Here is a 20717-nt window from a genome sequence, read left to right as displayed (position 1 = left end):
CGTGACGGGGCAGCACGCCCTCTCTCCCTGCGCAAGGGGCACTCCGGTCTACGAGCAGAGGTAGTACGAAGCGCCCTTTGCACTCGCTGTGAAGGCGTCCTAAGAATGACCACCGCAGGAGGGCTCCGCAGCCCAGCAGGCGGCGGAGTGCGCGCAGGGGCAGCCGCAGAAGGGGCGCTCGGCGACTACCGAGTGAGGTCACGCATGGGTAAGCACCGCAAGAAGCAGCACTACCGGCGGATGGTCATCGCCGCAGTAGCCGTGAGCGCCGTGGGCATACCGTCCGCCGCCATGGCCAGCACCGACTGGGGGATCGGCACGGAACCCCCGGCCACGGCGGCGGGGCAGCCGGTGAGCCCGCAGGAGTGGTACGACGCCAGCCCCGCGTCCCACTGGAACCAGGCCTGGTGGGGCACCGAGGCCGACGCGGCCACGCCGTCGGCGCCGGGGACCCCGACCGCTCCCCCGAGCGTCCCGCAGCACACCCAGCACCCGCACAAGCACAAGCACCACAAGCACCCGCACAAGCACCACAAGCACAAGCACCACAAGCGCCCGCACACGACCACCGCGGCCCCCAGCGCTCCCAGCACGCCGAGGACCACCGCTCCCAGCGCTCCCACCCCGGCCCCCGCGGCGCCGAGCGCACCGAAGGCCACCGCCACGCCGAGCGCCCCGAAGGCCACGGCCACGGCGTCCGGGACCGTCGCCCGCATCGTGCAGCTCGTCAACGCCGAGCGCAGCAAGGTCGGCTGCTCGGCCCTGACACTGAACGCGACCCTCACGAAGGCCGCGCAGGCGCACAGCGCCGACATGGCGGCCCACCAGAACATGTCGCACACCGGGTCCGACGGCTCCTCCCCCGGCGACCGGATCACCAGCGCCGGCTACAACTGGAGCGCCTACGGCGAGAACGTCGCGTACGGCTACTCCACCCCGGAGCAGGTCATGGAGGGCTGGATGACCAGCGCGGGCCACCGGGCCAACATCCTCAACTGCTCGTTCAAGGAGATCGGCGTCGGCCTCGCCCAGCCGGGCAGCTACTGGACGCAGGACTTCGGAACCGCCCGCTAGAACAAGGCGGTTGCCCGGGCAGGACCCTGCAGGCGCCCCCGGCGCGGGCGGTCCCCGGCGAACTCCCGCGGTGCCCGCGTCAGGGCTCCCGGTGTTCGTGGGCCGCCCGCTCCAGTGCCTCGGCCTCCGCCTCGGCCACGCGGGTCTCGGCCTCCACGTCGATCGAGCGGGTCAGCCACCAGTAGAGCAGGGCGGAGACCGGCAGCCCGATGAACAGGGAAATGTCGGCTCCGCCGAGCGCCTCGGCGGCGGGGCCGACGTACAGGGTCCCGACGGAGAAGAACGGGATCATGACGGCGAAGCCGACCAGGTACGAGATGATCCCGTGCCAGCCCCAGCGCCCGTAAATCCCGTGCGGGTTGAAGATCTCGGCGACGGCGTAGTGCCCGCGGCGCACGACGTAGTAGTCCATGAGGTTCACCGCGGTCCACGGGATGAACAGGTAGAGCACCAGCAGCAGGAAGTTGTTGAAGTTCTGCAGGAAGTCGGAGGTGGCGGCCAGCGCGCCGACCAGGGAGAGCGCCGCCGTGAGCCCGATGGTCAGCGTCCGCACGCCGAGCGTGGGCCGTACCCGTTTGAACGAGTCGATGGCGCTGATGAGGGTCAGTGAACCGCCGTACATGTTCAGCGCGGTGACGGAGATCAGGCCCAGCGCGGCGAAGAGGAGCACGACCGCGCCGAATCCGTCGAACACCTTGTCACCGGCGGCGTTGATCGACGCGATCGTCTCGAAGTCCTTGCCGGCCCAGGCCGCGAGCAGCGATCCGAGGACCATCAGCCAGATGCCGCCGAGCGCGGAGCCGAAGTAGGTCCAGTAGAAGGTCTTGCGGACCGTCACGTCGGGCGGGAGATAGCGCGAGTAGTCGGAGACGTAGATGGCCCAGCTGATCTGGTAGCCCGCGACCACACCGAACTGGGCGAGGAACGGCGTCCACTTGAAGCCGCCGAGGTCGAACGAGCCCGCCGGATAGTGCAGGTTGACCAGGACGCCGACGGTGAAGATCCCGAAGACGACGAGGAACGTGTACGTCAGGATGCGCTCGGCCTTGTGGATGATGTCGTAGCCCACCAGGGCGATGACGAGCGCGACCACGGTGACCAGGACCACCCACAGCTTGACGCTGCCGTGCACCGTGGTGTGCAGGGCGTCGGCCGTGAGGATGGTGTTGAAGACGTTGAATCCCGCGTACTGGACGTAGGCGAAGAGCCACACCAGCAGGGCACCGACGTAGCCGAACTGGGGCCGCGACTGGATCATCTGCGGCAGTCCGAGCTGCGGTCCCTGGGCCGAGTGGAACGCCATGAAGAAGGTGCCGATGACGGTCCCGGCCACGATCGCGAGGAGCGACCAGATGAGGTTGCCGCCCTCGGTGATGCTGATCAGCCCCACGGCGAGGGTGGCGATCTGGGCGTTCGACATGAACCAGAGGGGCCCCAGGTGCCAGAGCTTGCCGTGCCGCTCGTTCAGCGGGACGTAGTCGATGGACCTGACCTCCAGGCCCGACACCCTGGGCTCCCCAGGTTCCGCTGATGTGCCCATGACGCCTCCCGGAGCAGGTCCGTCTCTCTGGTCACATTCTCCCCGCGTCCCCTCCGATGAGGCGCGTTCGGCTCTCATCGGACGCGGGCGACCCCTCTAGGGCGCGCTCGGCATCCGGTCGGCACTCTCACCGCCAGGTCACGCCGTGCGAGTCCCGGTCACGCTCGGCTCACCTCCGCACCTGTTGCTCTGCTCACAATTCCGGCATACGGGGCCCTGTCGTGGCGGCCGTCACTTCGCGGGGCGGGCGTTTTGTTTACGTTCGCTGTCGCGTGTCCCCGTCCCCGAACCACTGAGGCCCCCACATGCCGTTCCTGCCCCGCCCCTCCAAGCAACCGCGGCACCCCCGGAAGGCCGGGTCCACGGGCAGGCGTGCGGTGGCGTCCGGGGTCCTCGCCGCGGCGGCGCTGGTCGCGGCGAGCCCGCTCCACGCGGCGCCCGCTTCCGCCGCCACGGCGTCGGCCCGCTCCGGTTCCGCCGCTGCCTCCGCGGCCGACTTCCGGGCGTCGGTGCAGGCCAAGGGGAAGGCACGGGTGACGGCCGCGGTCCTCGACCTGGACGGCGCGGGCCGCACGCCCGCGGTCTACGGCGACGACACCCCGTACGACACGGCGAGCATCGTCAAGGTCGACATCCTCGCCACCGCACTGATCCAGGCGCAGGACTCCGGGCACCCGCTGACCGCGCGCGAGCGCACTCAGGCGGAGGCGATGATCAAGCGCAGCGACAACGCGGCGGCCAACGCCCTGTGGCGGAAGATCGGTCGCGCCCCGGGCCTGGAGGCGGCCAACAAGCGGCTGGGCCTGACCTCCACCAAGGGCGGTCCCGGCGCCAAGTGGGGTCTGACCCGGACGACGGCCAGCGACCAGATACGACTGCTGCGCGCGGTCTTCGACAGCGGGCCGACCGCGAAGGCGGGAGCCAAGCCGGCGCTGACCGACGCCTCCCGCACCTACCTCCGCACGCTGATGAGCCGCATCGCCGCCGATCAGTCCTGGGGCGTCTCGGCGGCGACCGACTCGGGCTGGGCGCTGAAGAACGGGTGGCTGCAGCGGAACACGACCGAGCTGTGGGACGTCAACAGCGTCGGCCGGATCACCAGCGGCGGGCACCACTACCTCGTCGCGGTCCTCTCGGACGGCAACAAGTCGATGCCGGAGGGCGTCGCCCTGGTGGAACGGGCGGCTCGCGCCGCCGTCTCCTCCACGACCGCCCGCTGAGCCGCCTCCCGGCCAGGTCAGGCGGGCTTCACCGCCGAGACCGCGGTCGCGGTGACCTTGTTGTCGCACTCGGCGAACTGGCCGTCGTTCAGGGCGACCTGATGCGCGCCCGAACCGGTCAGACCGACCACCAGCGTCGGGTACACGGCGGGCTTCGCGCCCGACGCGCAGTATCCGTCGCCCTCGCCCTGTACCTGCACGAAGGTGAGCTTCACCCAGGCCTTGCCGCCCGGCGCGACCTTCACGTCGGCCGCGGAGCCCGTGCGGGTCACCGTGAGCGGGGTGTTGTGCTGGGGTGAGCCGTTGCCGGCGCCGGCCACCGTCGGGTGCCCGCGCAGCACGCACGGCTTCGCGGAGACGTTCTTGAACTGGATCACCGCCGCTCCGGTGCCGGTGCCGTCCGGGCGGACGGCGGCCTGGTACGCCGAGGTCTCCAGGGCCGCGGCCGCGCACGTCGGCGCGGTGCCGGCCGAGGTGGCGGACGCCGGGGAGGCGGGGGCGGCACTCGCGGTGGACGCGCCGCCGCCGGACGCCGACGGGGTCGCGGTAGCGGGTGCCGTGGGGGAAGCGGATGCCGGGGAGGACGCGGCGGTGGTCGGGGTCGTGGTCGGCGCCTTGGTGGCCGTTCCGTCGCCGTCCGACTGACATGCCGTGAGTGCCAGTGCCGCCGCGATCACGGCCATGGCCGAGACGGTGGCGCGCGTGGTGGTGCCGTACTGCATGGGGTCCCCCGATGTCCGAAGTGCACAGGTCGACCGGCTCCGAGCCGGTGGTCACCGAGGGAGACAGGGCCGCGCGAGCCGGGGTTCCACGCCGGATCGCCTGTGACATGGCGGTGACAAAACCCGGGCCGAATCGGCACGGACGGGGCGGGACCAGGGCGGGGCGGACGGGATGGGACCGGAGCGGCGCCGAGGGCGGACGCAACCCGAGCGGCGCGGGAAGCGGGACGCAACCTGAGCCGGACGGAACCCGAGCGGCGCGGATGGGACCCGGCCGCGGCGGATCGGGGCAGGCCGGACCGGCGCGGACCGGATCGGATCGGCTGCGCGGCACGGGGGACGAGCAGGGGCGCGGTCCGCGGACGGCCGGTCGGATCCGTCCGGCGGCGTGGCGTGCGCGGCGGCGGCTCGTTCCGCGGCGAGGATGGCACTCCGGGCGGTCGGGCTGGGAGGCGGGTGTGCGGGTATGACAGTGAGCCGTGTCGGCCTGGTCGTGCACAGCGGGCGGGCGGAGGCCGTGGCCGCCGCGCGGACCGTGCGCGAGTGGTGCGCCGAGCACGCCGTGGGGTGCGCCGAGATCGACGTGTGGCAGCCGGGCGAGCGGCACAGCGCCCGGCAGGAGGTCGAGGCCGCGGGCGATCCCGACCTGATCGTGACGCTGGGTGGCGACGGGACCTTCCTGCGCGGGGCCCGGCTGGCGGCCGAGAACGACGCCCTGGTGCTCGGTGTCGACCTCGGGCGGGTGGGCTTCCTGACGGAAGTCCCGGCAACGGCGGTGCGCGCCGCCCTGGACGCCGTACGGAGCGAGCGGATCAACATCGAGCAGCGGATGCTGCTCACCATGCGCGCGTCGTGCCGGCTGGTCGTGCCGGAGAACGTGGAGGCCCTGGTCCGGTACGGCCGTGGGCCGATGCTGCCCCCGCCCCGGGTGCGCCCCGAGTGCGAGACCGGGAGCGACTGGGGGGTCGCGCTGGACGTCACCGCGCTGAACGACATCGTCGTGGAGAAGCTGGCCCGGGACCGACAGGTGTCGGTCGCCGTCTATCTGGCCGGCCGGCTCCTCGCGAGCTACTCCGCCGACGCGCTGCTGGTGGCCACGCCGACGGGTTCGACGGCGTACAGCTTCGCCGCCGGCGGTCCGGTCGTCTCGCCCCGCGCGGAAGGGCTGCTCTTCACGCCGGTCGCCCCGCACATGGCGTTCAACCGCTCGGTCCTGGCCGCCCCGGACGAGCCGATCGCGCTGCGGGTGCTCGAACGGTCGGGCGAGGCGGCCGTCAGCATCGACGGACAGCTGCGCGGCGTGCTCCACCCCGGGGACTGGATCGGGGTGTACGCCGCTCCCCGCCGGCTCAAGGCAGTCCGCCTCGGCCCCATGGACTTCTACGGCCGGCTGCGCGAACGCATGAACCTCACCGACGCGCCGGCCGCGGTCGCCGACGGGGGCGCGGCTCCGCTGTGGCCGGTGACCACACCGCCGCCCGGCGACCTCGCCCACCTCGCGCTGCCGTCGGCTCCGGGCGACGCACCCCGGCCCAACTGACGTACACCCCCGCGGTTCCGCCCTTTCATGCAGGCGGCCCGATCGATGTGGCCGGGACCGGGGCGTCTCAGTCGGTGTCCGTGGCGGCCAGCACGGCCAGCCTGCGGCCGTCCGGGGCGAGGGCGGCGATGCCGAAGTCCCAGGCCACCTGGTCGAACCACGCGGTCTCGGCGTCGAAGCCGTACCAGGTGGACTCCCGGACGAGCGACTCGGCCTCGGCGAAGGGGGCGTCCTGCGGGGCTCCGGCGAGAGCGGCCAGGGACTGCCACGCGGCCAGGCGCCCGTAGGCGCCGCGCAGGCCGGAGTTGTAGGCCCCTCCGGTGGACGCGGCGGCGAAGAGCACCCGCCATGCCTCGGCCGGCGGACAGGGGGACACCAGGAGCGTGGACTTCTTCTCCTCGCCCTTCATGCATTCCAGCCCCAGCGTCAGCAGGGCCGCCGGGACCGACTCCGCTGCCAGCGGGTCCGCGAGCGCGAAGACCCGCGCCTCCATGCGGCCGTTGGACTCCTCGGCCCAGTTCGCCACGGCCCCGGTCATGGCCTGCGCGTCCGCGGCCGTCGTCGTCTCCGTCGCCAGCGGCACGGGGGCACCGGTGACGACCGGCAGGCCGTGTTCGTCCCAGGCCCCGTACGGCATGGAGTAACTCTCGCCGTGGAGGGCGTATTTCGGCAGATCCACGCGTTCCTCGACCGAGGACCGCTCCAGCGGCAGCCGGCGCAGGGGGTGATGGCTCCAGTGGGGCGAGGTCGCCCAGCCCGCGATGCCGGGTGTCTCGGTCACGGCGACGTCCCTGAGCACCAGTTCGTGCACCAGGCACGCCCGCAGTTCCTCCGAGGCGTGCCCGGTGTACGCCACGGCCAGTTCCTCGACGGGGTGGCTGGACGCCAGCAGCGACGCCGTGGCGCGGTCCCGTCCTCTGCCGGCGACCTCCGGCGCGGCCACCAGGCGCAGGGCCTGGGCGACGTGCCCGGGGCCGGGAGTGGTGGGCCAGGAGCCGCAGCACATGGTCGAGGACGCTGCGGTACTGCCACATGTTCCCGGCGTCGGAGGCGTACCGCCGGGCGACGGCGATGCCGAGGTCGGCGGGGAAGGCGGCGTCGCCCTGTGCCAGACGGTCGGCGGCCACGGCCCACACGCCGGTGACCTCCGTCAGGTCCGGCAGCTCCGCCACGATCTTCTCTATCCGATCAGTCACGGCGACGAGCCTACGTCCTGGGCGCCGGCCCCACGTTCCGCCGGGTCCCCCGGGCGGTGTCAGAGCTTGGCGCCGAAGTCCTGCGTCCACCAGGGGCCGCCCGCACCCCGGTGGACGCCCACGCCGATGTCCTTGAACGAGCAGTTGAGGATGTTGGCGCGGTGGCCGGGGCTGTTCATCCAGGAGTCCATCACGGACTCGGGCGTCTGCTGGCCCTTCGCGATGTTCTCCCCGTACGTGGACCAGCGGTAGCCCGCGGCGGTGATGCGCTGTCCGGGGTCGGCGCCGTCCGGGTTGGTGTGGTCGAAGAAGTCACGGGCGGCCATGTCGTCGGAGTGGTTCTGCGCGGCCTTCTCCAGCTGCGGGTCCTCCGTGAGCGGTCCGCAGCCGGCGGCCGCCCGTTCCTTGTTCACCAGCGCGACCACCTGCGCCACCGTGTCCGACGGTGCCGTCTGCGCCTGCGGTGGCGGCGGCGCGCTCTGGGGCGCCGGAGCCGACCGACGGGGCGTCGGCGCCGTCTTCTTCGTGGGCTGCGGGGACTTGGAGGGTTTCGGCTTCTTGGAGGCCGACGCGGACGGTGACACGGAGGCCGAAGCCGAGGGCGTGGTCGCGAGGGCATCGGGCGCCGAGAGGTCCGTGAGGGATTCCCCGGTGGTGCGCGAGGCGGTCGCGTCCTCGGTTCCGGTGCCCGGTCCCGCGTCGAAGGAGCCGAAGTACCAGAGGCCGCCGCCCGCGACACAGGCCGCCACCACGGCGCCGCCGACGGCCCGGCGCCGGATGCGTCGGCGGCGCCGGGCCTCGCCGCGGGAGGTCGTCCGCCCGCGCGGGGCGCGGTGCCCGCCGGCCGCCGGGCCCGAGGCGGCGTGGCCCACCGCGGCCGGTCCCGTGGACGCGTCGAGCGCGGAGGCCGAGCCGGTCACGGCCATGGCGCCGGTGACGGTCGTCCCGCCGGTCGCGGTCATCCCGCCGGTGGCGGAGCGCACCTTCGCCAGCAGCGCGGGCGACGCGGCGACCAGGGCGAGGCCGGCCAGCAGGCCCTCCGCGGGCATCAGCCCGCTCCACAGGCCCCCGCAGCGCGCGCAGCCGCGGGCGTGCCGGGCTATGCGCTTGCGCCACAGCGCCGACGGACGGCCGTCCCAGCCGGCCAGCACGCCGCACAGCTCCGCGCACGGCGGCTGCGCGTCGAGCGCCCGCACCACCACGCGGGACGCCTCCAGTTGCGCCTTCATCCGCTGCACGCGGACCGCCGTGTGCTGGGGCGACAGTTCCAGGGCGGCGGCGACCTCGGCCCGGGTCAGCTCGCCGGCGCACTCCAGCCACCACAGCGACAGCAGAGCCCGGTCGTCCGGCTCCAGCCAGCGGGTGGCGCGCGCGGTCTCCTGGCGCTGGCCGGACAACTGCAGCTGAACCATCGTCAGGTCCACGAAGTCGGCGCCCGGATCCGCGAGGTCGGTCGCCTCTTCCACGGTGCCGGGGGCGCCCTGCCGCTCGTACCAGTGGGCCCGTACCTGGTTCATGGCGATCGCCACGAGCCAGGAGCGGAAGCTCTCGGGAGCACGCAGCCCGGGGAGCGCGTCCAGGGCCCGCAGCATGGTCTCCTGCACGACGTCGTCGACGTCGACCGAGCCGTTCAGGGCCCGCCCCACGATGTTGTAGACCAGCGGCAGATACGCACTCACGAGGGCGTCCTGAGCCTCCACGTCACCCTCTTGGGCAGCCGTCACCAGTGCCGTAGGCGCCACCGTGTGCTGTGTCCTCATCTGAAGCTTCCCTGTCCTCGACGCCGCACGACGCGGTCCGATGTCTGTCCGATGCCTGGGAGACCGCTGGGCGAGCGCCGGATAACAGTTCTTCGGATCTTTGTTCCACGAGAGATTCGCGGCCAGGGTCGGCGATCGCAATGGACCGGATCACATCGGGTGTCAGCGCGCCGTCAGCGGGGCCGGGCATGCTGATTCATGTGAACGGCCCCCGGGAACACGGGGCCGGGAGCTGGGAGAGGTGCCCGGAGTGGTTGATCGGGGACCAGCGAGCGCGTCTCGAGGTCGGGCCCACGCGGCCCACGCAGGTTCGAATCCTGCCCTCTCCGCCGAGCTTACAATCACGCTTGATGGGCCAACTGCCCTGCCAGTCATCTGAGTTGGCTTGCGTGACATTCCTCAGCCGCGCGCGGGCGCGACCGGCAGGCCGGCCTGCCGGCGATGGCGAGCGGCGAGGCCGAGTGGCGAGGGCGAGGGCGCCCAGACTGTCACCCAGATCGACCAATTCGGTCACATTCCGCAATCAGAACGCTGCCACCAGGGCCTTTCTTGCACTCAAACGCTGCACCCTTCCCTGTGACACGCCTGTGACAGGCGACGGACGCTGTCATGAAGAACGCGGAGGAGTCTGAAGAAACCAGGGCAAATCGTCCTAATCGGGCAAACGTCTCCCGCTCACGCGATGCGAGCAGCGAACCCGAGCCGATCCGCCGAAGGAATCCCCATGAGCCTCAGCCTCGCCGCACCGACCACCGAGGTCGCGACCCCCGAGCTGGCTCCGCGTGAGCGGGAGACCCTGCGGCACATCGCCGCCGGCCGGACCTACCTCCAGACAGCTCGCCACATGGGCCTCTCCAAGCACACCGTCGACGCCTACCTCCGCCGCATTCGTGCCAAGTTCAACATCAGCAGCACGGCCGAACTGACCCGCATGGCCATCGCCCTGGGCCTGTGATGCCGTGAGCCCGGCGACGGACCCGCCGGGACACCAACCCATCCTCATGTGTTTGCAGATGCGCAGCAAATATCAAAAAATGCAGCACATATGCCTACCATAAGGATTGCAATCGAGAACCACAGCCGTCTGAGCCACGCGCGGACCCACCCTCGACAGCGCGTCGTGACCGGGCCCTGGCAAGCGGCGGGGCCGAGCGGCGGTAGGTTGATCTCCATGAGCGACAACGTCTACTTCGACATCACCATCAACGACGAGCCGGCCGGCCGGATCGTCTTCCGTCTTTTCGACGACGTGGTCCCCAAGACCGCCAAGAACTTCCGCGAGCTGGCCACCGGTCAGCACGGCTTCGGCTACGCCGGCTCCACGTTCCACCGCGTCATCCCGCAGTTCATGCTGCAGGGCGGCGACTTCACCCGCGGCGACGGCACCGGCGGCAAGAGCATCTACGGCGAGAAGTTCGCGGACGAGAACTTCCAGCTCAAGCACGACCGCCCGTACCTGCTGAGCATGGCGAACGCCGGCCGGAACACCAACGGCTCGCAGTTCTTCATCACCACGGTCGTCACGGACTGGCTCGACGGCAAGCACGTGGTCTTCGGCGAGGTCGTCGAGGGCCAGGACGTCGTCGACAAGGTCGAGAGCCTCGGCAGCCGCAGCGGCGCCACGTCGGCCAAGATCGCGATCGCCGAGAGCGGCACGGTCTGACCGGACCCGCCGAACCGCCGTGCCCCTCGCTCAGGGGCACGGCGGGCGGTTCACCCCTGCGGCCGGTCCGGCACTCGGTCCAGGGACGTGGCGGACGGCACCACGACGCCGTACAGGTCGGCGATCGTGGCGAGCGCGCCGTGGTGGAGCTGGTCGGCGGACACCTCGGAGACACCCGACGTCAGAGGCCGCGTCGCGCAGGCGTCGGCGACGACCGTGGGCCGGTTGCCGCGCAGGAACGCGCCGGCGGCGGTGAAGGCCACGCACATGCGGGTCATGAACCCGGCGATGATCACGTCCTTGTGCCCGGCCGCGTCCACCAGGTCGCCCAGGCCGGTACCGGCCAACGCGTCGGGCGTCGTCTTGACGACCACGGACTCGCCCTCGACGGGCGCCACCCGGGCATGGATCCGGCCGATCTCGGCCACCGCGCGTTCAGCGTCCCGATCGAACCGGTCTCCACGACACGCCGCATGGACGACCTCCGGCACCACTTCGCGCGGCACCTCACCGGCCGCCTCACCGTCCCCGATCTCGCCGAGTACGCCCACGTCAGCGAGCGCCAGCTCACCCGCATCTTCACGTCCGAGCTCGGCATGACCCCGGCCGCCTACATCGAGTCCGCCCGGGTCGAAGTCGCCCGCAACCGCCTGATAAGCTCGATCTTGAGCGCGGCACCCAAGTGCGGGTGAGGCGCGACGCGTTGGTGGTCCAAGGAAAGACGCCCCGCTTCCTGCGGGGAAATGCAGGTGCAAGGCCTGCCCGGCGCTCGAAGAGAACCCCCGTCCCTGGATTCAAGGGCGGGGGGTTCTTCGTGTTCCGGTTCAGGTGCGGGCGGCCTCGGCCATGCCGTAGCTCAGCATCCGGGTGAGGTCCTCCTCGGGGGCCCCGGCGAGGCTCGGCAGCAGGAACGTCCAGAACTGGGTCATGCGCTCCGTGGACAGCCACTCCCGGTCCCGGCTGCCGAGCACCTCGAAGCCGACGGTGGCGGCGACGACCGCTGCGGCCGCGCCCTCCGTCGAGACACCGTCGGTGAGTTCGCCCTCGTCCCGCGCCTGGCGGAGCATGTCGTGCACCCAGGTGTGCCACCAGTCAAGGAGTCCGGCCCTGTCCCGCCACGCGGGGTCACCGCTCAGCCTGAAGCCCGCCCAGGTGACGGGGTCGGCGGCGAAGGCGCCGACCAACTGGTGGGTCGCGGCGATCAGCGCGCTCAGCGCGCTGCCGCGGGTGCGGCGGCAGTGCCGCGTCATCTCCGTCACCGCGTGCGTCGCCGCCCGCTCGACCTCGCCGGCCAGTTCGTCCTTGCTCGGGAAGTGGAAGTGCAGGGCGCCCGCGCTCACCCCGGCCCGTCTGCTGATCGCCGGCAGGGAGGCGCGGGCGTATCCGTTGTCGGCGAAGACCTCCGCCGCCGCGCGGACCAGGGCCTGGCGGGTGAAGGCCGCCCGTACCTGCTTGACCATGACGCTCTCCTTCGGGCCGGCTCCGGTGGCCGTCTGGCCGTCCCGTCGCCCTGATCCGCATCTAACCGCATGTTCAGTATGTTTTAGCGGGGCCTGATGCGGCAAGACTTGACGGCAAGCCAGGCCGGAATCCCTTGGGATGGTGACAAACTGCCAGTACAGCAGGGCTTAATCGGCCTCCGGGGCATACTCCTTCCCTCCAACCAAACCGTCCGTGCGGTGTGTTCACCCGGATTTCACCCGCCGGGGCCCTGGCCTTCCTCGTCCAGAGCCCCGGCGCCTGCCGTCGGCGCGCCGTGCGCTCAGGAAGCCGACGGGCGCAGCACGACGGGAAGTGCGCGGTATCCGTTGAGCATGAAGGTCGGCAGCGGCTCCAACTCTTCGGGAGCGCAGGCGAGTCGGGCGTCCGGGAAGAGGTCGAAGAGCTTGGCGAGGGCGGAGGCGGCCTCGATCTCGCCGAGCGGGGCGCCGAGGCAGCGGTGCGGGCCGTGGCCGAAGCCGAGGATGTCGCGGTCGGTGCGCAGCACGTCGAAGCGGTCAGCGTCGGGGCCGTGCCGGTCGGTCTCGTGGCCGCCCGCCGCGAAGTTGACGAGGATGCACTCGCCCTTGCGGATGGTGACGCCGTCGAGGTCGATGTCCTCCACCGCGAACCGCAGCGGCGAGTACGCGCCGGGCGTGTGCACCCGCATGGCCTCGGCGACCACGTCGGCCCAGGTCGCCCGTCCCGCGCGGACGTGCTCCAGCTGCTCGGGGTGGGTGAGCAGGGCGCCGGCCGCGTTGGTGATCAGGGTGGCGGTGGTGTCCTGGCCGGCGGCGATGAACATGAAGAGGGAACCGAGCAGTTCGTCCTCGGTGAGCCGGTCGTCGTTGTCGCGGGCGGCGATCAGCGAGCTGGTGAGGTCGTCGCCGGGCTGCTGCCGCTTGGTCTTCACGAGGGCGGCGAGCCGTCCGAAGGCCTCCATCCGCGCGGCCTCCATCTCCGCGGCGGAGACGGTGGAGCTGAACACCGTGCTCAGGGCCGCGGACAGGGCGTCCGTCTCGGCGCCGCGCGGCACTCCGAACAGTTCGCAGATGACGCGCAGCGGGAGCACCTCCGCGTACGAGGTGCGCAGGTCGACGGGGGTGCCGAGGGCGACGGCGGCCAGGCTGTCGAGCAGTTCGGCGGACAGCTCCTCGACGCGGGGGCGCAGGGTCTCGGAGCGTCGCGCGGTGAACGCCCCGGCCACCAGCCGGCGCAGCCGGGTGTGGTGCTCCCCGTAGGCGAACAGCATGTTCTCGTTCGCCACCCACGGGTAGAGCGGCCACTCCTCGGTGATCTTGCCTTCGATGAACGCCGGCCAGTGCAGGCGGGCGCTGCGCGAGACGCGCGGGTCGGCCAGCAGCCGTTCCACGTACGTCTGCTGGACGACGGCCCAGGCGATCACTCCGCCGGGCAGTTCGACCTGGACGGCGGGGCCCTGGGCGCGCAGCGTGGCTGCCTCTCCCATGTGGTCGCGGCCCGTGATGTCCAAGGTGTAAGGGCAGGCGGTCTTCTCCATCGGTGTGCTCCCTGGGTTCGGTCGTGCCTCACGTTGTTGCGTCGCGACGTGCCCGAGGGAGGGTCGTCCCTCCCCGGTCCGGGATGTGCCCGCGGCGGGCCGTCCCGTTCCTCGCACCGACAGCCGTGTCCGTACCCCTGGAGGTTCCGCTCAGCCGGTGGCCCCGACCCCGTCCTCTTCCCGGCGCAGGGCCATGGCCTCCTCGTAGACCCGCCGGCCCCGGTCCATGGACATGTCCAGGCGGACGAGCACCGCGGGGACCGCGACGCTGGTCATGAGATGCCGGTAGAGATCGACCACGCGGTCCATCAGGTCGGCGTGGTCGCTCATGATCTTGGACAGCACCTGGGCACCGGTGAACGCGGCGACGAACGCCTTGGCCGCGGCCTCGACGTCGACGTGGGGCAGCAGTTCGCCGTTCGCCTTGGCGCGCGCGAGGAGTTTGGCGTTGTGCTCGATCCAGGACGCCATGGGCACCCGCCGGTCGAGTCCGTCCTGCGGTGATCCCTGGTCCACGGTCAGACGGATGCTGCCGCGCACCATGGGGTCGCCCGCGCCGAGCAGATGGGCGAGGAGAAGACCGGCGTCCAGCCCCTCCTGGAGCACCAGGTCCCGCGGTGGCGAGACCGGTACGGAGTTGAGCTGGTCCGTCAGCACCGCCTGGGCGAGCTGCTCCTTGGAGGCGAAGTGGAAGTAGAGGGCGCCCTTGGTGACGTTCGCCCGCTGCAGGATCTCGGAGATGGTCGCCGCCTCGTAACCGACCTCGGCGAACACGTCGGCTGCGGCCACCAGGATGTTGCGCCTCGTCCTGATCGCTCGTTCCTGCAGGGCCACGGCACACCCTCCGCACTGGCTTCACGGACCGATCGGCACCGAAAAGAGACCGACAGGTACGCATCCTGCCACCCCGGAACTCGGCCTTTCAAGCGTGAGCACACCCCCTCCGTACCCTCTGCCGGGCGTCCGGGCCCGTCGCTGACCGCCACAATAAAACGTGTCGCCCGGTATCTCAACGCCCAACTCACCCGCCCGAGCAGGGCCGGTGGACGGAGTCGCTGTGCAAGAAGCTGTCATCTGCTGTCACTTGACAGGTCAGGAAGTGCACACAGAATGCAAGGGGTCGGTAACCGACTGGCAGAAATTTTGCTTGATAAGCAAACCGGGAGGTCCGTATCTTCTGACGTTGCGCATCCCAACCTTCCGGATCTGCGACTACGGGAGCAGGCCATGACCCTTCTGACACCCCCCATAGACCTCCCCCCGGCACCGAGGACCGAGAAGTTCAGCGCCCGTCAAGGGCTTCATCAGGACACGTCACCCGTCACCGAACTGACCCGGCTCCTCTTCGAGGACGACAGCGGCGACGACGTCGAAGAGGTCCACGGCCGCTGGCGCGACCTCATCGCGAAGGACACCTTCCGCCACCGTCCAGGACTGGGCCCGGCCGAACGCGCGGCCCTCTCCTACGACTGGCTGCGGCTGGTGAACGACACCGCCGGGGACGCCGTACAACTCGCGGACGACCCGGCGAAGTTGGCGGCACTGCACGAGTGGGCGGCGATCGTGGACGGCGGCGGGGGCCTGTGCACGGTGGCGAGCATCCACTACAACCTGTTCCTCGGCTCCCTGCTCGATCACGCGGGCGCCGGCATCCGTGACCTGTCGGACTTCACGACGCTCCGACGCATCGGCACCTTCCTCTGCACCGAACTGGAGCACGGCAACGACGCGTCGGCGCTGGAGACGACCGCCGAACTCGACCCGCTCACCGGCCGGTTCGTGCTGAACACACCGCACCCGGGCGCCCAGAAGTTCATGCCCAACACCAGCCTGACCGGCGGCCCGAAGAGCGCCGTGGTGGCCGCCCGCCTCCTGGTCGACGGCCGGGACGAGGGCGTCTTCCTCTTCCTGACCCCGCTGAGCGACGAGAACGGACTGCGGCCCGGGGTCGGGGTGCGCCGGCTGCCCATGCGTACGGGCGCCCCGGTGGACCACTGTCTGACCTCGTTCGACCATGTACTCCTGCCGCGCGACGCCCTGCTGGAGTCCGCGCACGGCCGGCTGGACGCCGACGGCCGGCTGCACAGCAGCCTCGGCAACCGGCGCAAGCGGTTCCTGCAGTCCATCGGCCGGGTCACGATGGGCAAGCTGTGCATGAGCGGTGCCGCCATCGGCGCGACCCGGGCCGCACTCGCCATCGCCGTGCGCTACGGCGACCACCGGCAGGTCAGCGGGCCGCGGGCCGGCGAGCGCATCCCGGTCAACGCCCACCGCTCCCACCATCGGCCGCTGCTCCAGGGCCTCGCCACCGCCTACGCGATGACCTTCCTGCACCGCTCGGCGCTCGCCCGCTGGACCGCCCACGGGGCCGGCGGGGACACCGAGCAGCGCGCGGACGCGGAGCGCCTGGTGGCCATCGCCAAGAGCTGGATCACCTGGCAGGCACGCACCGTCACCGTCGAGTGCCGGGAACGCTGCGGCGCCCAGGGGCTGTTCGCGGCCAACGGGCTGTCCGAGTTCCCGCAGTACATCGAGGGCACCGTCACCGCCGAGGGCGACAACACGGTGATCTGGGTGAAGGCCGCCGCCGAGATGCTCTTCGCGCACCAGCCGCCCCGGCACGCCCTGGAGACCCCCGGCGGCATACGGCAGCTGAGGGACCCCCGGCACGTGCGGGAGCTGCTGGCCCGGGTCGAGGCCATCTGGCAGGACCGGGCGCGCGCCCAACTGCGCCAGGGCCCGTCCGGGGACCCGGTGGCCCGGTGGAACGGCGCCTCGTCCGCCGCCCTGGAAATGGTGTCGGTGCACGCCCGGCTGCAGGCGACGGACGCCTTCCTCGACGCGGCCGCCCGCGCAGGCGACCCCCAGGCCGGTGATCTGCTGGAGCGGCTGTGCCTGCTGTTCCTGCTGCAGGAGATCGGCCCGTACAGCGGCGACCTGCTGGCCCACGGCCATCTCTCCCCCGAGCAGGTACGCGGCCTGCCCCAGCTCCTGGACGACGTCCTCCACGACCTCGCCCCGCACATGTCGGACCTGGTCGACGCGTTCGACCTGCCGACCGCGTATCTGGAAGGCATACCCCTGGCCAACTCCGGCTGCGTATCACTCGCGGACTACGCCATGCCGCCTGAGTGAGTGATCCCGCGGTCCAGAGAACCTCTGCGGACCCCTGAGTGACCCCGGTCCCGCAGCGCCTCTGCGGGACCTAGGGCATGCAGTCACCCGAGCCCGTGAATTCGGGGGCGCCGCTGTTGCCGGCGAACACCGCCACCGACCAGCGGGTGTACTGCCACGCCTTGTTGCTGCTGTACTCGGAGACCAGCTTCGGGCAGGCGGTGGTGGTGACGACGTCCTGGAAGTTCGCCCGCTGGGCGCGGCCGACGAGCTGTCCGGCGGAGTCGTCGATCCACACGTACGCCGCCTTCTCGACGGGGTCGAAGCCGAGGCTGATCTCGTCGTCCGCGGCGGAGGGTTCCAGGCCGTCGCCCTCGGCGGCCCGGGCCCGCCACGCGGCGGTGACGGCCTTGTCGATGGCGTCGGCGACGCGGATCTCGGCCTTGTCGCTGCTCGGGATCCGGGCGGTGGCCAGGCCGGCCTCGTCTCCCTGCCACTGCCCGGCGATCCGGGTGTAGCAGCCGTCGGTGGCTTCGCCGAAGCCGAGGATGTTCGCCTCGGGATCGGTGTCGAAGTCCTTCCAGAAAACCGAGTAGCGCCCGTACGGCCAGCTGGTCGGGTGGTCCTTGAGCCGGCGCGCGAGGGCGACGCAGGCGGCCATCTCCCCGCTCCTGCGGAAGACCTCCTGCTCGTTCTCGGGGAGCTGGGAGATCGGTCCGCCGGTCACCATCAGCGTCTGGGCGCGCCGGTTGAACGTGACCGTGGGCTGCATGAAGTCCATGTTCTTGGTGGCGAGCATGGTCTTCATGCCGTCCCGGACGGCCTGGGCGACCTGCTGCTCGGCCGGGGTGCTCGCGGCGGTGCTGATTCTCCACTCGTCGTCGCCGGGCTGGGTCTCGTCCCCGGCGCGGGTGAAGGCGGGGTCGGTCACGCCGGCCAGCGGATCCGTGGGAACGGCCGCTCTGCGCGGGTCGGTCACCGGCTCCGCCGTCCCAGCTGGGGTGGTAGCGGTCGCGGCGCCCGGGGTGGCGCCGTCCTCGTGCGTGACGGTCGTGGACGCCGTACCGCCGCCCGTGGGGCCGGCCTTGGCGGCGCGGGCACGGTCGCCGCCGACGCCCGGGAAGGCCAGGGCGCCGCCCGCGATGCCGCCGACGACGGCCGCCGCGACGAGAGCGGTGATGACGGTCCGCTTCCGTGTGGGCGACGACGGCGGGTGCCAGCGGGGGTCGTCCAGGGTGGGCATCTCCCACTGGGCCGCGACCGGGTCGGCGGAGACGCGGGTGCTCTGGAGGCCCGCCGCGCCGCCGCCCACCTGGGTGGCCGCGGCGGCGAGCAGCCGTGCGCACTCCTCGGCCGCGGCGGCGGCGCGTGTCCTGTCGCCAGGATGCTTCGCGAGGGCCGTCGCCACGATCTCCCGCAACTCCCGGGGGACGCCGTCCAGATCGGGTTCGCCGGACAGGACACGGAACGCCACCGCGTCGGGCGCCCCGGCGCCGAAGGGGAGGCGGCCGGTGGCGGCGTGGGCGACGAGCGCACCCCAGGCGAACATGTCGCCCTCGGGTCCGGCGGTGCCGTCGCGGTAGTACTCGGGGCTGATCCAGCCCGGGGTGCCGGTGACGACTCCGGTGCGGGTCACGCTGGTGCCGTCGGCGGCGTGGGCTATGCCGAAGTCGAGGACGCGCGGTCCGGCAGGGGTGAGGATGACGTTCTGCGGCTTGACGTCGCGGTGGACGACGCCGGCCGCGTGGATGGCGGCGAGGGCCTGGGCGGTGCCGGTCGCGAAGGCGTACAGGGTGCCGCCGGTGAGGGGCCCGTACTGGGCCAGGTGCTGGCTGAGGGTGGGACCCGGGGCGTACGCGGTCGCCAGCCAGGGTGCCGCGGCCTCGGGGTCGGCGGCCAGCAGGGGTACGAGGCAGGGGCCATGCACACGGGCGGAGAGCTGCACCTCGCGGCGGAACCGGGCCCGGAACTCCGGGTCCTGGGCTTGCGCGGGGTGGATCACCTTGACGGCGACCCGCAGCCCCTCGGCGGTGAGGCCGGCGTGGACGGTACCCATGCCGCCGGCGCCGAGCCGGCCGACGATCCGGTACGGGCCGATCCAGGAGGGGTCCCCGAGATGGGCCGGCTGAACCCGCCCGCCCGCGCCAGTAGTGCTCACCGAACTCCCCCCAGGAGCAGACCGACTGACGTGCGGAAGTTGTGGAGAATGTGTATATCACGCGGATGGTTGAAGTCGGCACGCCTTCTCCCCTCGGAGGCGAAACCGCAGAAATTCAGCCACCTCGACATGCAACCATTCGCCATACCTGCGTGTCCCATCACATAAGCGCATGACTCGACCAAGGGGGACATCATGCGAAGAATTGGGGCAGTGATAGCGGCGCTCGTCATGGCGGGCGCAGGGCTGGGAGTGGCATCGTCCGCGGCGGGCGCCGCACCGGCGGCCACGGCACAGGCGACGGCACTGGCGACGGCCTGTCCGACCGGCTGGGGCAGCGGGGCCAAGGGCGGCCCCACCGCCGGGGCCGTGCCGCTGGAGAACATCAGGACCGGTCGGCATGCCTGCTTCGACCGCATGGTGTTCGACGTGCCCGGCGGTGGCCACCACCTCGGCTACTACGTCCGGTACGTCAGCCGGCTCCACCAGACCGCCAGCGGTCGGTACATCCCCGTCGGCGGCGGGGCCGTCCTCGACGTCCGCATCGGCGCGCCGAGCTACGACCCCGAGACCGGCGCCGCCACGTACCCGGGCCGGGTGGGCCGCACCCTGCCGGGCGTGAACCTCACCGGATACCGCACGTTCAGGGACACCCGGTTCGCGGGCAGCTTCGAGGGAGAGACGCAGGTCGGCCTCGGGGTCCGCGCCCGACTGCCGTTCCGGGTCATCCAGTTGCCCGACCACCTGGTGATCGACGTGGCCCACAACTGGACGGGCAGCCGCTGAGCGCACGGTGAGGTGAGGAACGCACACCACCCGCGGGCTTGCCGGGTGCCCTGGAGTCTGGTTGGGTACCCGGCGCCCCGTGCGCACGGGGCGCGGCAGGCGGGAGAGGCGGGCGGCGTGCGGACGACGGAACGGCAGGACATCGAGGGGCCCTTGCCCGCAGGGCTCGGGCAGGCGATACGGGCGACCGCCGAGGACATCGCCACGCTGTTGCGGGGTGCGTCCTACACGGCGGTACCCGTACCGGGGTCGGAATGGACCGTCGGCGAGGCGGCCGCCCATCTGGCTCTGGCCAACGAGTTGATGGCCGACCTCGCGTCCGGGCGTGAACGCCCCTACGGGGACGGCACCCCGCAGAGCCTGGCCGCGGCGAACGCCGACTCCCTCGCCGCCTTCGGGGAACGCCGGGCGGAGCCGCTGGCGACGATGATCGCGGAGCAGGCCGAGGTGTTCCTGGACGCCATGGCGCGGACCACCGACGAAGGCCGTACACCGATCACGCCGCTGGGCCCCATGGGCCGGGACGTTCTCGCGTCGTACCTGCTCACGCACATGCTGGGCCACGGATACGATCTCGCGCGCGCCCTGGGCCGCCCGCACATGGTCGACCGCCCGCGGGCGGGCCTCTGCATGCCGTTCATGCTCTCGGTCATGCCGCGTGTCACGAACACCGCGGCCACCGCCGGTCTCACGGCCCGCTACACGATCCGGCTGCGCGGGGGCGAGGCGTTCGGCGTCTCCCTGGCCGACGGCGTCGTACAGGTGACACCGGGGCCGGCGGCGGACCGCTCGGACTGCACGATCCTCCTGGACCCGACCGCGTTCCTGCTCATCGCGCTGGGCCGGCTCAACCCCTGGCGCGCCATCGCCCGGGGTCAGGTCCTCGCCTGGGGATCCAAGCCCTGGCTGGCCCCCCGCTTCCCGACCCTGTTCACCGCGCCCTGAG

At 71.8% G+C, this 20717-nt stretch carries 16 protein-coding genes and 4 pseudogenes; 10 read left to right on the top strand and 10 right to left on the bottom strand.

Translation table 11 applies throughout. The features are described from left to right. The first annotated feature begins 204 nt into the window (after nt 1-204). Entirely contained in the window at nt 205-1074 is an 870-nt protein-coding gene (locus ABZ865_RS22710; protein ID WP_361233057.1) for a CAP domain-containing protein, read from the top strand. Nucleotides 1075-1153: 79 nt separating this feature from the next. On the opposite strand, the gene ABZ865_RS22705 is transcribed toward ABZ865_RS22710, so the two are convergent. Next, nucleotides 1154-2581 (bottom strand): cytosine permease, encoded by a 1428-nt coding sequence (locus ABZ865_RS22705; protein WP_361233054.1) that lies wholly within the window; start codon nt 2579-2581, stop codon nt 1154-1156. A 338-nt stretch (nt 2582-2919) separates the two neighbouring features. Between ABZ865_RS22705 and ABZ865_RS22700 the strand changes: the two genes are divergently transcribed. Continuing rightward, complete coding sequence (locus ABZ865_RS22700) at nt 2920-3834, top strand: serine hydrolase (RefSeq protein ID WP_361233051.1); 915 nt, start codon at nt 2920-2922, stop codon at nt 3832-3834. 17 nt (nt 3835-3851) lie between these two features. On the opposite strand, the gene ABZ865_RS22695 is transcribed toward ABZ865_RS22700, so the two are convergent. Continuing rightward, entirely contained in the window at nt 3852-4556 is a 705-nt protein-coding gene (locus ABZ865_RS22695; RefSeq protein ID WP_361233049.1) for a DUF4232 domain-containing protein, read from the bottom strand. 466 nt (nt 4557-5022) lie between these two features. Here ABZ865_RS22695 and ABZ865_RS22690 point away from each other — a divergent pair, with 466 nt between their 5' ends. Beyond that, on the top strand, nt 5023-6096 hold the full coding sequence (locus ABZ865_RS22690) for an NAD(+)/NADH kinase (RefSeq protein ID WP_361233048.1): 1074 nt from the start codon (nt 5023-5025) through the stop codon (nt 6094-6096). A 67-nt stretch (nt 6097-6163) separates the two neighbouring features. Here the strand turns inward: ABZ865_RS22690 and ABZ865_RS22685 are convergent, their stop codons facing one another. The 3 genes and pseudogenes from ABZ865_RS22685 to ABZ865_RS22675 form a co-directional block, all read right to left on the bottom strand. Further along, nucleotides 6164-7102 (bottom strand): DUF6183 family protein, encoded by a 939-nt coding sequence (locus ABZ865_RS22685; protein WP_361233045.1) that lies wholly within the window; start codon nt 7100-7102, stop codon nt 6164-6166. 40 nt (nt 7103-7142) lie between these two features. Next, a pseudogene (locus ABZ865_RS22680) lies at nt 7143-7223 on the bottom strand (hypothetical protein); the annotation flags it as partial. Between the two features lie 128 nt (nt 7224-7351). After that, nucleotides 7352-9052 carry a sigma-70 family RNA polymerase sigma factor gene (locus tag ABZ865_RS22675; protein ID WP_361233043.1) on the bottom strand — a complete coding sequence of 567 codons (1701 nt, stop codon included), beginning with the start codon at nt 9050-9052 and terminating at the stop codon, nt 7352-7354. A 235-nt stretch (nt 9053-9287) separates the two neighbouring features. On the opposite strand from ABZ865_RS22675, the pseudogene ABZ865_RS22670 reads away from it, so the two are divergent. The 3 genes and pseudogenes from ABZ865_RS22670 (at nt 9288) to ABZ865_RS22660 (ending at nt 10715) form a co-directional block, all read left to right on the top strand. Further along, nucleotides 9288-9381, top strand: a pseudogene (locus ABZ865_RS22670). A gap of 395 nt (nt 9382-9776) precedes the next feature. Next, nucleotides 9777-10007 carry a helix-turn-helix transcriptional regulator gene (locus tag ABZ865_RS22665; RefSeq protein WP_361233041.1) on the top strand — a complete coding sequence of 77 codons (231 nt, stop codon included), beginning with the start codon at nt 9777-9779 and terminating at the stop codon, nt 10005-10007. Nucleotides 10008-10223: 216 nt separating this feature from the next. After that, nucleotides 10224-10715 carry a peptidylprolyl isomerase gene (locus tag ABZ865_RS22660; protein ID WP_361233038.1) on the top strand — a complete coding sequence of 164 codons (492 nt, stop codon included), beginning with the start codon at nt 10224-10226 and terminating at the stop codon, nt 10713-10715. Nucleotides 10716-10765: 50 nt separating this feature from the next. Here the strand turns inward: ABZ865_RS22660 and ABZ865_RS22655 are convergent. Further along, a pseudogene (locus tag ABZ865_RS22655) lies at nt 10766-11140 on the bottom strand (isochorismatase family protein); the annotation flags it as partial. Between the two features lie 9 nt (nt 11141-11149). Here ABZ865_RS22655 and ABZ865_RS22650 point away from each other — a divergent pair. Next, nucleotides 11150-11377, top strand: a pseudogene (locus ABZ865_RS22650) (AraC family transcriptional regulator); the annotation flags it as partial. Nucleotides 11378-11539: 162 nt separating this feature from the next. On the opposite strand, the gene ABZ865_RS22645 reads toward ABZ865_RS22650, so the two are convergent. The 3 genes from ABZ865_RS22645 to ABZ865_RS22635 form a co-directional block, all read right to left on the bottom strand. After that, nucleotides 11540-12175: a ScbR family autoregulator-binding transcription factor gene (locus ABZ865_RS22645; protein WP_361233035.1), complete on the bottom strand. Its 636-nt coding sequence runs from the start codon at nt 12173-12175 to the stop codon at nt 11540-11542. A 302-nt stretch (nt 12176-12477) separates the two neighbouring features. After that, nucleotides 12478-13713 carry a cytochrome P450 gene (locus ABZ865_RS22640; protein WP_361233033.1) on the bottom strand — a complete coding sequence of 412 codons (1236 nt, stop codon included), beginning with the start codon at nt 13711-13713 and terminating at the stop codon, nt 12478-12480. A 150-nt stretch (nt 13714-13863) separates the two neighbouring features. Next, on the bottom strand, nt 13864-14547 hold the full coding sequence (locus ABZ865_RS22635) for a ScbR family autoregulator-binding transcription factor (protein WP_361233030.1): 684 nt from the start codon (nt 14545-14547) through the stop codon (nt 13864-13866). Nucleotides 14548-14940: 393 nt separating this feature from the next. On the opposite strand from ABZ865_RS22635, the gene ABZ865_RS22630 reads away from it, so the two are divergent. Further along, nucleotides 14941-16848 carry an acyl-CoA dehydrogenase gene (locus tag ABZ865_RS22630; protein WP_361233027.1) on the top strand — a complete coding sequence of 636 codons (1908 nt, stop codon included), beginning with the start codon at nt 14941-14943 and terminating at the stop codon, nt 16846-16848. Nucleotides 16849-16918: 70 nt separating this feature from the next. Here ABZ865_RS22630 and ABZ865_RS22625 read toward each other — a convergent pair whose 3' ends face one another. Continuing rightward, on the bottom strand, nt 16919-18985 hold the full coding sequence (locus ABZ865_RS22625; RefSeq protein ID WP_361233025.1) for a serine/threonine-protein kinase: 2067 nt from the start codon (nt 18983-18985) through the stop codon (nt 16919-16921). 195 nt (nt 18986-19180) lie between these two features. Here ABZ865_RS22625 and ABZ865_RS22620 point away from each other — a divergent pair, with 195 nt between their 5' ends. Together ABZ865_RS22620 and ABZ865_RS22615 are read left to right on the top strand one after the other, a co-directional pair. Then, entirely contained in the window at nt 19181-19771 is a 591-nt protein-coding gene (locus ABZ865_RS22620; protein WP_361233022.1) for a hypothetical protein, read from the top strand. Between the two features lie 117 nt (nt 19772-19888). Further along, on the top strand, nt 19889-20716 hold the full coding sequence (locus ABZ865_RS22615) for a maleylpyruvate isomerase family mycothiol-dependent enzyme (protein WP_361233019.1): 828 nt from the start codon (nt 19889-19891) through the stop codon (nt 20714-20716). Nucleotide 20717 lies beyond the last annotated feature (1 nt).

Origin of the sequence: Streptomyces sp. NPDC047085 (assembly GCF_040643735.1) — a bacterium.
GTDB lineage: Bacteria > Actinomycetota > Actinomycetes > Streptomycetales > Streptomycetaceae > Streptomyces.
The sequence above is the reverse complement of the archived record's forward strand: the minus strand, read 5'-3'. Positions and strand labels throughout refer to the sequence as shown.